General features: G+C 63.5%; 10 protein-coding genes. 9 read left to right on the top strand and 1 reads right to left on the bottom strand.

What is annotated here, in order from left to right; translation table 11 throughout:
- Window positions 1-33: 33 nt before the first annotated feature.
- Complete coding sequence (locus tag BFC21_RS15665; RefSeq protein ID WP_120266335.1) at window positions 34-5034, bottom strand: dermonecrotic toxin domain-containing protein; 5001 nt, start codon at window positions 5032-5034, stop codon at window positions 34-36.
- A 350-nt stretch (window positions 5035-5384) separates the two neighbouring features.
- On the opposite strand from BFC21_RS15665, the gene cbiE reads away from it, so the two are divergent.
- The 9 genes from cbiE to BFC21_RS15710 all read left to right on the top strand — a co-directional run bounded on the left by cbiE (window position 5385) and on the right by BFC21_RS15710 (window position 12857).
- Window positions 5385-6596: a precorrin-6y C5,15-methyltransferase (decarboxylating) subunit CbiE gene (gene cbiE / locus BFC21_RS15670; protein ID WP_120266336.1), complete on the top strand. Its 1212-nt coding sequence runs from the start codon at window positions 5385-5387 to the stop codon at window positions 6594-6596.
- The gene (locus BFC21_RS15675) at window positions 6589-7686 is read left to right on the top strand and encodes a cobalt-precorrin-5B (C(1))-methyltransferase (RefSeq protein ID WP_120266337.1); all 1098 of its coding nucleotides are present in this window, start codon (window positions 6589-6591) and stop codon (window positions 7684-7686) included. The genes cbiE and BFC21_RS15675 overlap by 8 nt, the downstream gene beginning before the upstream one ends.
- Window positions 7683-8414, top strand: a complete 732-nt coding sequence (locus BFC21_RS15680) for a cobalt-precorrin-6A reductase (RefSeq protein ID WP_120266338.1) — start codon at window positions 7683-7685, stop codon at window positions 8412-8414. The genes BFC21_RS15675 and BFC21_RS15680 overlap by 4 nt, the downstream gene beginning before the upstream one ends.
- 148 nt (window positions 8415-8562) lie before the next feature.
- Window positions 8563-8901, top strand: a complete 339-nt coding sequence (locus BFC21_RS15685; RefSeq protein ID WP_120266339.1) for a type II toxin-antitoxin system RelE/ParE family toxin — start codon at window positions 8563-8565, stop codon at window positions 8899-8901.
- 5 nt (window positions 8902-8906) lie between these two features.
- On the top strand, window positions 8907-9230 hold the full coding sequence (locus BFC21_RS15690; RefSeq protein ID WP_120266340.1) for a DNA-binding protein: 324 nt from the start codon (window positions 8907-8909) through the stop codon (window positions 9228-9230).
- A 103-nt stretch (window positions 9231-9333) separates the two neighbouring features.
- Window positions 9334-9732 (top strand): DUF2946 domain-containing protein, encoded by a 399-nt coding sequence (locus BFC21_RS15695; protein ID WP_120266341.1) that lies wholly within the window; start codon window positions 9334-9336, stop codon window positions 9730-9732.
- Window positions 9733-9780: 48 nt separating this feature from the next.
- Complete coding sequence (locus BFC21_RS15700) at window positions 9781-10275, top strand: copper chaperone PCu(A)C (protein WP_088378304.1); 495 nt, start codon at window positions 9781-9783, stop codon at window positions 10273-10275.
- A gap of 48 nt (window positions 10276-10323) precedes the next feature.
- A complete protein-coding gene (locus BFC21_RS15705; RefSeq protein ID WP_120266342.1) occupies window positions 10324-10701 on the top strand; it encodes a DUF2946 domain-containing protein in 378 nt (125 codons plus the stop codon).
- 98 nt (window positions 10702-10799) lie between these two features.
- Window positions 10800-12857 carry a TonB-dependent copper receptor gene (locus tag BFC21_RS15710; RefSeq protein WP_088378306.1) on the top strand — a complete coding sequence of 686 codons (2058 nt, stop codon included), beginning with the start codon at window positions 10800-10802 and terminating at the stop codon, window positions 12855-12857.
- Window positions 12858-12910 lie beyond the last annotated feature (53 nt).

The raw sequence follows: 12910 nt of genomic DNA on the forward strand, positions 1-12910 counted from the left end.
ACGAGCGCATGAAAAGCCTGCCGGACGGAATGACTACTCGTTAGCCCTCTCCTGAGGCAGTTCAGGCTCAAGCCGGCCCAGTCGGGTGAGCAACAACACCACGGTATCGGCATTGGCCAGCATCATATCAATGCGTTTACGCGGATCATTCCTGAAGATCAGCCGCGCCTGGTCCAGGGTCTTTACACCGGCAATGGCTTTGACTTTTGCCTTGCCGGGGTTGGCGGGCATATCCGCCCAGGTTTGATCTTCAGGGCCGAACACCTGGAACAGGTGCTCTGTCGGTATTTGCGGTGAGTGGCATCTCTGGACAATCCGGTTGAATGCCTTGATATCGCTGCCCAGCGGGGTGCTGTCATCCAGCAGGTCCTCATAGGGGAAACCGGGGTTCAGGTAGTTGATGTCTTCGGTGCTCAGCACCTGATGGGTCAGCTCGTGCAACAGAAACGTTGCCCGATAATGCACGTTGGTCCTGAACGGTGGCTGCAAGGTTTTCACAAACGACTGGCTCAAGGCATAGGGCGTGTCAAAGATCGTGCTGAAAAAACCGTCATTCAGGTACACACGCTTGTCCGTGTCCCAGCGGTGTATCCAGGCAACGGCCTTGTCCCTGTAGCGGGCACGACACACCACATACTTGCCCGAGGTCTGAGGTGACAGGTCGGGATGCAGGAGCCGGGTCAGCAGTGGCTCGACTGTTTCGCCCAAACGCTCGAGCAAGGGCTGGCTGACCTCCTGCACATCAAAGAACCCGGCTATGAGCGCCCGGTTGCGGGTATTTTCAGGGCCGGGCTCAAGCAGCCCATGCAGGGCACTCTGGCAGCGCTGCAGGTAGGTCACGGCGCGTGCATGGGCCTCACGAATGGCCAGCGCCTTGTCGGGAAAACGTCGCTCGATGTTCACCATGCCCACGGCCTGGATTTCATGGGTCAAGCGGTCGGCCACCCGCGCCGTGACCGACAGCACCGGGCCGCCCCCCAGCAGCGGCTCCTTGAGGTCGATAGCCCAGTGCCCGTACTCATTGAGCCTGACCAACGGGCCTTCACGCTGCTCGCCGAGATAAATCCGCCAGCGCTCACGCCATGCCTGCACCCGAAATACATGCCCGGCCAGCAGTACATACTGCCGGCCCGTGCCGGGGTGGTGGTACAGCCGGGTCGAAGGGGCCAGTTCCAGGTCCAGCAAGGCCACATCATGGACTTGAAAGGGTTGCAGGCCGGCCTCCTGCTCAGGTGTAAGCCGCACCGGGGACTGGAACTCAGGCTGGCGCAGGGCTGCAGGCTCGAGGCGCGGCGCGCGATAACCGGCTCCGATCTGCGCCAGAGACAACGCAAAGCCGGCCACGGCCTCCCCCCAATCGCCCTTTAGCGCAGACTCAACCCCCTGTTGCAGGCTGCCCAACGACTGCCAAACCACCATCGGGATGCTCAACCTGGCAGGCAGGAACATCAGCGCCGTCGACGCAATCAGCGAGAACAGGTATTTGAACGACTCCCAGTCGGCCTCGGCCGTAGTCCTGGACTGTGCAGCGGCCATATCGAGCAACAGGTGGTAGTTGTCGGTGTACAACTGCTCGAACAGATTGCCCGCAATCGGCGACAAGCCCAGGGTTGGGGGAGCGGGCCTGGGCACATAGCCACCTGGCGAAGCATCGACATAACGGGGCACATGGGGCTCGGTAAAACCACCGTAGTTATAGGTTTTGCGTGCCTCGGGCTCAAGGCGCTGCAGCACCAGGGCCTGAAACGGTATCGAGGCGCGCAGGTCTTCGAGCAAGGCGGGCTCATCGCTATAGGCCCTGAACGTACAGTGCTCGCTGTAGCTGACCCACAGCACCTGCGGCCCACTGCCGGAGTGCGCCGGGCCAATGAGATACAGGCCCCGGGCACGATCGGGGGCGGCATCCGGTTCGGCCAGCAGCTCAAACGGGCGGACAATGATGGCCTGCCCGTTCAATGGCAGCCGGGCCGCACCATCGGGCATGCTGATCACATGGTTCACATAACCACAGGCCACCTCCTTGCCCGGCTCCATCAGTTTTTCGCGCAACACCTGCTCCATGACCTGAACCGATAACAGTTCGGCAAACTGCTGTTGGCGCTCGGCAACCCCCGTGTTACCGGGCGTCAGCTTGTCCTGCAACAAGGCCCGGTAATGCGCGCCGATATCCAGCTGGCGCGTGACGTGGCGCACATAGGTGGCGTTGAGGGCCTCGGGCAACGGGGTCGCGTTGCTGGCCCGCAGCGAGAGGGCGCCGTCATTGAGCCGATAGAAACCATTGAGCGAAAACTGCGTCAGGGTCTGGACTGTGCGGGTGGTTGCCGCCGGTAAATATGAGGGTGTATTGCCCACCGGTACCGTCGAGGCCAGGTAGGTATCGATCACCACCTCAATGGCGTCCGGGCCAGGCACCAGGCCCGGGAAGTCGAGCTCCAGACGCAACGTCAGCAGGCTGCGGGCATAATCGATGATGGGCGGGATATCATGCAGGTAGTTCTGCGCTGCCTGCCCGGCATGTTGATAGCGTTGCAGCAGGTCGGCGTAGGCCAGTTGGTCGGCGGCCGGGGCGCTTTTCAGCCAGGGCGCCAACGAAGCCTCGAACCGTTGCAGGTGAACCGTTTCAAGCACAGGCTCCGGCGTCACTCCAGCGCGGCCCTGAACCAGCGCACTCTGCACCAGGTTCTCAAACGCCTGCGCCGACAAGGGTATGGCCCGGGCCTGACGACAAACCTCACCGGCGTCGGCCAGCACTTTAGCAATCACTCGCTGCTGGGTCTCGCGGGTAAAATCGTGCTCATAGCGCTCAAAAAACAGCCATCGGTCTTGCTCTCCGGGCATGCTGTCCAGCCAGGCGTTCGTCTGTGGCTGCGCAGCCAGGCTGACGTGGGCCAACAGTTCCCAGCGCAGTGCCTTGTCCATCAGGCGCGCTTGCAACCAGGCCCGGCATGCGTCCAGCGAGGCGAAACCTTCAAAACCTGAGCCGGGGCGCCAGAAGATGGCGCGGCCGGCGTTTACCGACTCCAGCCCGCCGCGCTGGGTAAACAGCAGGCAATTGACCATATCCACCGCCCCCTGGACCCCGGGAATCGACAGCGCAACACCGAACACGTCGGGTATAAAATGTTGCCAGGCAGGTCGTCGGGCGCTGACCGGCTGCCCGAGCACGGTGGTGAGCACCGCCATGTCCGTCGCCTCAAGCGGATGACCCTGTTGCCTCAAGTGCAACTGGGCACGCAGCAGCGCAAGCCTCAAGGTGCCCAGCCTGTCGATCCGGGTATCGGGCCGCGACAGGGCCAGCGAAGCATGGAAAAACTCGCTGAGATAGGCAACAAACCCCGGAAAGAAATCCGACGCCGCGTGCTCCAGCAGGTTGAGCAGCTTGGTTCCCGACAGCGATCTCTGTGGTTTCCAGTCACCGCTCCCATGGCCGTACAGGCCCGCTTCGATCTGCTGGGGATCACGCGGCAGCGGCAGGTACCCGGTAGCATGCTGCAGCAGCCCCGCGACCAGCGTGACCGGCTCCCGGGCACCGGGGTGGCGCAGCAGGAGGCGCTCGATATCCAGCGCCTCATGGCCGGCCCGGGCCAGCGCTTCGAGCAGGCGCAAGCGCGCATACGACAACGGCGCAGGCCACGCCCGCAACAGCTCGTCACGCTGGGCTGCGACACTCGCCAACCGCGCCGCCAGCCTGTCGATCGGCCAGCTATTGACCGGCCCCGGAGCTGCTGGGGGCCGGGCGTGGGGTTCGTAGCGGCTGCTCCAGCGTCCGCCGCTGTCGAGCGCCAGCAAACGCCCGTCCACCAGCAGGCGCACATCCAGCCCATGATCCGCTGCCGCCAGGGCTACCCCCCGGGCCGGCAACGTGCGCAACAGATAGGCGAAATCATCACCTTGCTTGCTCAGGATTGAGTCGATACTGGCCGCAAAAGGATCAGAGGACAGGTGCTCGACGCTCAGGTCCAGCTCGACCCTGTCGAGCAGAAACCCCTGTTGCGCCAGCGCCACATGCCGGGCCAGATGCTCAAACGTCGGCGGTGCCCGCAAGGCCGAAAGCAGCCGCGCCTTGAGCCGTGACCGCGATGAATATTGCTGCAGCCCGTGCGGCCCGCCAAACAGAAATACCGGCCCGTCCTCTTGCACAAAAAACACCCCCAGCAACCCCGCCAGGTTGACCGCGCCGTTGTTTGGGTCAAATACCGACAGGCGTACGACATGCATCTGCCCACCACCCCCGACAGCGGAAACCACGCTTTCCAGCAGATCGAACTGCACCGGGGTGACCTGCCTGTCGTACAGGGCCTGCAGGCACTGCTGGTAATAACGGTCGCCTTGCAGCGCCACGCAGCAGGCATAGGGGCTGGGGCCAGGCCCCAGGGGCGTGTGCCACCATTGCTGCAATGCGGCCTGCATACGCTGCGGTATCTGTTCCATCATCTGCAAGTCGTCAGGGGCAGGCGCTTGCCCGGCCGTTTTACGCGCCAGTGCGGCAAACTCCCGGGCCTCGACAACCGCGTGCAACGAGGGTGCCGACACCAGGCTGGCCAGGGTCGTTTCCTGACAGCGCTGCACAAAATCGCTGACTTGCTGGCTGACCCCGGCCAGGGCCGCAGAAGCCACTGGCTGCACCTGAACCAGCAGCGGGCCGCCTGCGCTCAGGCGTTGGCGCACATCCAGCGGGGTAAATCGCAGCAGCCGGTGGCACTCGGCCGGGGAATCCAGCAACTGTTCGAGGCCCTGGCGCAAGGCGTCCAGGCTGGCAAAGCGCTCAAGGCTGCCCGGCAGCCTGAACAGGAACAGGTCGGGGCCGTCGGCCCTGCACAGCAAGGCCCCCGCCCACAGCACCAGACGGCTGCCATTGCGCGCCAGAAACAGCTGGCAGGCCTGCACCGGCGACGGCAGGCCCAGCAGAATTGCCCGCAGGCCCCTGGCTTCAACCTCGCCAACGTCCCCCGCTTGCCCGGCGCGCGCCAGGCAGGCGGTAAACACCTCGCGCAGGGCGAGCTCTGAATAAAATGCACTATCACTGGCTTTCATGCGTCATCCCTCCGGGACCCCGAACAATGCCCGACACGCTATCCCAAGCCCGCGCCGCCAAGGCACTACATAGATATGCAGGTCCAAACGGCGGATCAAACCGATGTGCCGGCCCGAGCTTGAAATAGCCGAAGCGGGTGAGCGCGCCTGTGCCTGATTGAACACCACCTGCGGGCTGAGGTACTCGCGGATCTGGTTGCCCTGGATCTTGCGTCCACAGGCACTACCCGGCTACCACCCGTAAAGATCAACTCTGGTGCAGGGCAAGGCGCGTTATCATGCTCGCCTGTCTCCGCAGGGCGTTCGCCCGGCAGCGGGGGAACAACCCGGCGTTTATCAAGAGGATCGGCATGTCGCCCTGGCTAACAGTTGTGGGAATCGGTGAGGACGGCTTTGCCGGGCTGGGCAAGAATGCGCGCCGCGCCTTGTTAGGCGCGAGCCGGGTGATTGGCAGCCAGCGCCAGCTCGATCTGCTGCCCGCCTGCATCCGCGCCGAGCGCCAGACCTGGCCCAGCCCGTTTTCGCTGGCCCCGGTGCTGGCCCTGCGCAACACGCCAACCTGTGTACTGGCCAGCGGCGACCCCATGTTGTTCGGCGTCGGCGCCAGCCTGGCGCGGGTGGTAGCGCGAGATGAGATGAACGTGCTGCCAGCGCCTTCGTCCTTTTCCCTGGCTGCGGCGCGCATGGGCTGGCCCCTGCAGGATGTCATCACGCTGTCGGTGGTGGCTCGCCCCGTCGCGGCGCTCAATGCCCACCTGCACAGCGGCGTGCGCCTGCTGGTGCTGAGCAATGACGCCAGCAGCCCGACCAGCATCGCCCGCCTGTTGTGTGAGCGCGGTTTTGCTCCCAGCCGCATGACGGTACTGGAGCATCTGGGCGGCCCGGCCGAGCGCCGCATCGACACTAGCGCCAGCGACTGGAACGAGCCTCCCGTCGCAGCCCTGAACCTGGTAGCCATCGATTGCCTGGCCGACGCCAGCGCCCGGCCGTTGTCACGTGTCGGGGGCTTGCCCGACAGCGCCTTCGAACATGACGGTCAACTGACCAAACGCGATGTGCGCGCCGTCACCCTCGCCCGCCTCGCCCCGCTGCCCGGGCAGTTGCTGTGGGACGTGGGCGCGGGCAGCGGCTCGATCGGCATCGAGTGGATGCGCACTTGGCCCAGTTGCCGCACATTGGCGATTGAAGCCGATGAAGGGCGCCAGCAACTGATCGAACGCAACCGCGATGCCCTGGGCGTGCCCGGCCTGCAACTGATTCGCGGCAAGGCGCCACAAGCCCTTGCCGGGCTGGAGCGCCCGGACGCGATTTTTATCGGCGGCGGCGTCACCCGCGAAGGCGTACTCGACACCTGCTGGCAACAGCTCAAGCCCGGCGGGCGGCTGGTGGCCAATGCCGTCACCCTGCAAAGCGAAATGCTGCTGATGAGCTGGCGCGAACGCCACGGCGGCGAGCTGACCCGCATCCATATCGCCCAGGCCCAACCCCTGGGGGAATTCGACACCTGGCGCCAGGCGTTGCCCATTACCCTACTGGACGTGACCAAGCCCCTCGATGCGTGACGAAACTGCCGAACAACCCGCCCCCCTGCGCAGCGGCCTGACCACCGGCAGCTGCGCCACCGCCACCAGCCTGGCGGCTGCGCGCCTGCTGCTGGGCGGCGTCAGCCATGACGCGGTGCACATCACCTTGCCCAAGGGCAAGCAGGTGCAGATGCGCCTGGAGTTCTGCCGCCTGTGGCAAGACGGTGCCGAAGCGGGCACGATCAAGGACGCCGGCGACGACCCCGACGTGACCCACGGTGCGCTCCTCTACTCCCGAGTACGCCTGCGGGCCGAGCCGGGCATTGGCTTTGTCGCCGGGCAAGGCGTCGGCACCGTGACCCGCCCGGGGCTGGTGCTGAACGTGGGCGAACCAGCAATCAACCCGGTGCCGCGCAAGATGATCACTGACCACTTGCAGCAACTGGCAACCGAACTGGGTTACGGCGGCGGCTTTGAAGTGACCGTCAATGTGCAGGACGGCGAAGCCCTGGCCCTGAAAACCATGAACCCGCGCCTGGGGATCCTCGGCGGGCTGTCGATCCTGGGCACCAGCGGCATCGTGCGGCCGTTCTCCTGCGCGGCCTATATCGCCTCGATTCACCAGGGCATCGACGTGGCCAAGACCAACGGCTACCTGCATATCGCCGCCTGCACCGGCAACGCCAGCGAAGACACCATGCGCCGGGTCTACAACCTGCCGGAAATCGCCCTGATCGAAATGGGCGACTTTGTCGGCGCAGTGCTCAAGCACCTGCGCAAAGTGCCTGTGGATAAATTGAGCATTTGTGGCGGCTTCGGCAAGATCAGCAAACTGGCCGCAGGCCATATGGACTTGCACAGTCGCCACTCCAGCATCGACCTGCCGCAACTGGCCGAATGGGCCGCCGCCATCGGCGCCGACAGCCAGTTGCAGGAGGCCATTCGCCAGGCCAACACCAGCCAGCAGGCGCTGGCGATGGCCAGTGCGGCGGGTGTCGCGCTGGGCGATGTGGTGTGCCAGCACGCGCTGGACTTTGCCCGCAGCGTGGTGCCCGCCCAGGTCCAGGTTGAGGTGTTTGCCATCGACCGCCAGGGCGGGATTGTCGGCCACGCCGGAGCCTTTGCATGAAGCGTATCTTGTTGTTGGGCGGCGTCACCGAAGCGCTGGCCATCGCCCGCACCCTGGGCCCGCAGCATGTCTACAGCCTGGCCGGGGTGGGCCGCGTGCCGACGGACCTGACCTGCGAGGTACGGGTGGGCGGTTATGGCGGTGCTGAAGGTCTGGCTCGATACATTCGCGACGAGGGTATCGATTTGCTGCTGGACGCCACCCACCCCTACGCTGCGCAAATCAGCCAGAACGCTGCCCTCGCCGCGGCGGCCAGCAATATTCCGTGCTGGGCCCTGCGCCGCCCCGCGTGGGTTGCGCAACCGGATGATGACTGGCGCGAAGTGGCGTGCTGGAGCGAACTGGTCCAAGCCCTCAAGCCTTTCAAGCGCCCGCTGTTTACCTTGGGCCGCGAGCCGCTGGAGCATGTGCATGAGATCCCCGAACAGCAGTTCTGGACCCTGCGCGCCCTCGATACATATCCGGGTAATGAACGTTGCGAAGTGATCGGCGCACGCGGTCCGTTCCTGATCGACGAGGAGCGCGCCTTGTTCGAGCGGCGCCGAATCGATGTGTTGATCAGCAAAAACAGCGGCAGCAGCGCCACCGAACCCAAGCTTGAAGTGGCCCGTGAACGCGGGGTGCCGGTATTGATCCTCAAGCGGCCGACGCTGGCGCAGGTGGATCGGGAGTTTTTGACGACCAGTGACGTACTGGAAGCGTTGGCGCAGGAACGTTATTTGTTGTGAAAGCGCCCAACCTGTGGGAGCTGGCTTGCCTGCGATGCGAACAGCGCGGTCTTGCTGATAAAACCCGGTGAGGCCATCGCAGGCAATTCATGCGCTGTAACTTTTAGCAGCTTTACGATATGGTAACCTATTAGTTACCTTCGTTCGCATGACGATCAACGTAGAAGAATATTGCGGCCAAGACCAAACCAGCCCTTTCGAGCGCTGGTTTTCGTCATTGGATGCCCAGGCAGCAGCCAAGGTATCCACGGCAATCATGCGTATGGAGATGGGCAACACCTCAAACATAAAGTGGTTTGATGGCTTGGGGGAATACCGCATCGATTGGGGCCCGGGTTATAGAATCTATTTGTTACAGGAGGGCAAACGCTTGATCATCCTGTTTGGCGGCGGCGACAAATCCAGCCAGAAGCACGATATCAAACAAGCGAAAAGGCTTATTGCCGAGTACAAACGTCGGCAAAACGCAACGCAACACACGAGGTAGTTCCTATGGCTCTCACACGAAGTTTCAAGCAAACAATTGCTGAGCGAGCCGAACGCGATCCCGCATTTGCTCAAGCTCTGCTCGATGAAGCGGCGACTCTCTTTCTTAATGGAGAGCCAGAGATGGCACGCGTCATCCTTCGCGATCTGGTGAATGCCACCGTCGGGTTTGAGGGTTTGTCCAAGGAAACAGACAAACCCAGCAAGAGCCTGCACCGTATGCTTTCAGTCAGTGGCAATCCGAGCATGGATAACCTGGCAGCTATTTTTGCAGCCATCCGGAGTAATCTGGGAGTGCAAATCGAAGTGCACGCGGTGCCTGCGCACTGAGCTGTGCTTCGCTGTAGCGACACTTCGCCACACCCGCACTTTTTACTTACGCCGAGCATTCAGGCTAAATAGCCCCTTGATCGCTCCACTCACGGAATTCGTCATGACCCGACAACGGTTTGCATTTGCCTGGATCGCCTGCTTTGCAGTGCTATTCAACATGCTCGCCATGTCGATGGCCGGGGCGACCCAATCCGCAGACCAGGGCGCAACCGAGCAATTCATGTGGAGCAGCTTCTGCTCCTCCACCGGCACCAAGATGGTCGCCGTATCGCTGGGCAAGTTCGAGCCCGCCGACGGCCAGCAAGACGATCACTCAAACATGCAGCATTGCTGGTGCTGCTCGGGCGCCGCGCCGCTGGTGGCGCTGCCCGCGCATGTTCCCGCGCTTTATTTTGCAGCCATCGAGCGCGGCCACAGCCTGGTCCCCGATCACCTCAAGCGCCCCACCCCGCGCCAGCAATGGCCCAGCCTCAACCCCCGCGCATCGCCCCTGGTCTGATTCTTCCTCGCAACCCCTTTGCGTTTTGAATCGTTCCGGAGAATTGCCATGTTGAACCTTTCCCTGTTCAAGCACGTCGTGATTGCGGCGGCTGTGTTGCTGCCTGCCTGTTTTGCCAACGCCCACGAATACAAAAGCGGCGACCTCGAAATCGCCCACCCGTGGTCCCAGGAACTGCCGCCCAATGCGCCCACCGTGGCCGCGTATTTCATCATTCACAACACCGGCAACACGGCCGATCGCCTGGTCAGTGTCGACACGCCGATTGCCGATAAGGCCGAGTTGCACCAGCACATCATGGAAGGCGACTTGATGAAGATGCTGCCCGTGGCCAACGTCGAAGTGCCACCCGGTGACACCGTCACCTTTGCGCCGATGGCGTACCACGTGATGATGTTCGGCCTCAAGGACCGCAGCCTGCTGCAGGACGGCAAGCAATTCCCGCTGACCCTGCATTTTGAAAAAGCCGGCGCCGTGCCGGTTGAGGTCAATGTGCAGAAGCACGCACCTGAAGACAGCATGGAACACATGCACGCCCACTAACGGCCAAGGTTGCTGAACCCCGTGCGCGCACCACGCGCCAGGCACTCCATGTCGCACATTCGCGGCAGTTGGCTGAGCCTGTTTGCCATGTTGATGATCTTTATCGGCCCGCTGATTTCCCAGGCGATGCCGATGAACCATCACGCCTCCATGCCAATGCCAATGCCCATGTCGATGGAGATGGGCATGGACATGCCGGCGCACGCGGGTCATGAACAACCCGCCAGCGACCATCATGCCATCTGGGAAAAGTGCGGCTACTGCACCCTACTGTTCAGTTGCCCGGCGCTGCCCGGCACCCCGAACCTGACCCTTTACGGCGCGCCTAAACTCAACAGTTACCTGGCCGCCAACCCCCGCCTGGGCCACGCCCGGCAACCGGTCTTCCCCGGCGCGCGCTCGCGCGCGCCCCCCGCGTTCCTTTAAGCACCGACACAACACATCACCTGGCCAACCTGCATGCGCTGCTTTAGACAGCCGCAGGTGCGTGGCCGCGTTGTATTCGCCTGAATATTGGAATGCTTATGTCCCGCTTTACCGCTGCCTCCCGTTTACCTTTTGCCCTCAGCACCCTGTGCTGCGCCGTCCTGGCGTCCACCGCCGTGGCCGACGAACAAGCCGGGCACAGCAATGAACTGAGCCCGCTGGTGATCACCGCCATCGCCCCCAGCTCACCGCTGACCGTTGTCACCAACCCCAAGGACCCACGCCAGCCCGTGCCCGCCAGTGACGGCGGCGACTACCTCAAGACCATCCCCGGCTTCGCCCTGATCCGCAACGGCGGCACCAATGGCGACCCGGTGTTGCGTGGCATGTTCGGCTCGCGCCTGAACATCCTCACCAACGGCGGCGAAATGCTCGGCGCCTGCCCCGGGCGCATGGACGCACCCACCTCCTATATCTCGCCGGAAACCTACGACAAGCTCACCGTGATCAAAGGCCCGCAAACCGTGCTCTGGGGCCCGGGCGCCTCGGCGGGCACCATCCTCTTCGAGCGCGAACCCGAGCACTTCGGCGAGCTGGGCACGCGGGTCAACGCCAGCCTGTTGGCGGGTTCCAATGGCCGATTCGACAAGACCATCGATGCCGCCGCCGGTGGCCCGCTGGGCTATGTGCGGGTCATCGGCAACACCGCCCATGCCGATGACTACAAGGACGGCAACGGCGACACCGTGCCTTCGCGCTACGACAAATGGAACGGCGACATCGCCCTGGGCTGGACCCCGGACGCCGACACCCTGCTGGAACTCACCGCCGGCAAGGGCGACGGCGAAGCGCGCTCGGCCGGGCGCGGTATGGACGGCAGCCAGTACAAGCGCGAAAGCCTGGGCCTGCGCTTTGAAAAGTCCAACATCGGCGATGTTCTCGACAAAATCGAAGCCCAGGTCTACTACAACTACGCCGACCATGTAATGGACAACTACACCCTGCGTACCCCGTCGGGCACCGGCATGATGGCCGGGCCGATGGCGTCCAACGTCGACCGCCGCACCCTCGGCGCACGGATCAAGGCCACCTGGCGCTGGGCCGACTACCAGTTGATCAGCGGCATCGATGCCCAGACCAACGAACACCGCAAACGCATGGGCATGGGCATCGATACCTACAAAGACCAGAACTGGAGCAAGGACGCCGACTTCCACAACTACGGTGCCTTTGGCGAGCTGACCTGGTACGCCGCCGAGCGTGACCGGCTGATTACCGGTGCCCGTGTTGACCGCGCATCCGCCAAGGATTACCGCGCCCGGCTTGGCTCGGGGATGATGAGCCGGCCCAACCCGACCCTGGACAAGACCCGCGCCGACACCCTGCCCAGCGGTTTCGTACGTTACGAGCATGACCTGAACGACAGCCCGACCACGGTGTACGCAGGCCTGGGCCACAGCCAGCGTTTCCCGGATTACTGGGAGCTTTTCTCGCCGAGTTCCGGCCCGGCCGGTTCGGTGAATGCGTTCGATGCCATCAAACCGGAGAAAACCACCCAGCTGGACGCGGGCCTGCAGTACAAAACCGACACTCTGGAGGCCTGGGCCTCGGTGTACGCCGGCGAGATCCGCGACTACATCCTCTTCGATTACGCCAAAGGTTCATCACAAGCGCAAAACATCAACGCCCGGGTCATGGGCGGCGAGCTGGGCGCGGCATACCTGTTGACCTCCAACTGGAAAGCCGACGCCACCCTGGCCTACGCCTGGGGCAAGAACACCAGCGACGGTAAAGCCTTGCCGCAAATGCCACCGCTGGACACCCGCCTGGGCCTGACCTACAGCCAAGACGACTGGAGTGCCGGCGCCCTGTGGCGCATCGTGGCGCGCCAGGACCGCATCGACCGCAACGCGGGCAACGTGGTGGGCAAGGACTTCGACAAAAGTGCCGGCTTTGGCGTGTTCTCGTTGAACGGTGCGTACCGCATCAACAAAAACCTCAAGGTCAGCGCCGGGGTCGACAACCTGCTGGACAAAAACTACAGCGAGCACCTGAACATGGCGGGCAACGCCGGTTACGGCTACCCGGCCAACGACCCGCGCGCCATCAATGAACCGGGCCGCACGCTGTGGACCAAGGTGGATGTGAGCTTCTGACACCAGTCGCCCCCTGTGGGAGCGGGCTTGCTCGCGATTGCATCAGCGCGCTC

The sequence above is a fragment of the Pseudomonas sp. TMW 2.1634 genome (assembly GCF_001703595.1).
GTDB classification, from domain to species: domain Bacteria; phylum Pseudomonadota; class Gammaproteobacteria; order Pseudomonadales; family Pseudomonadaceae; genus Aquipseudomonas; species Aquipseudomonas fragi.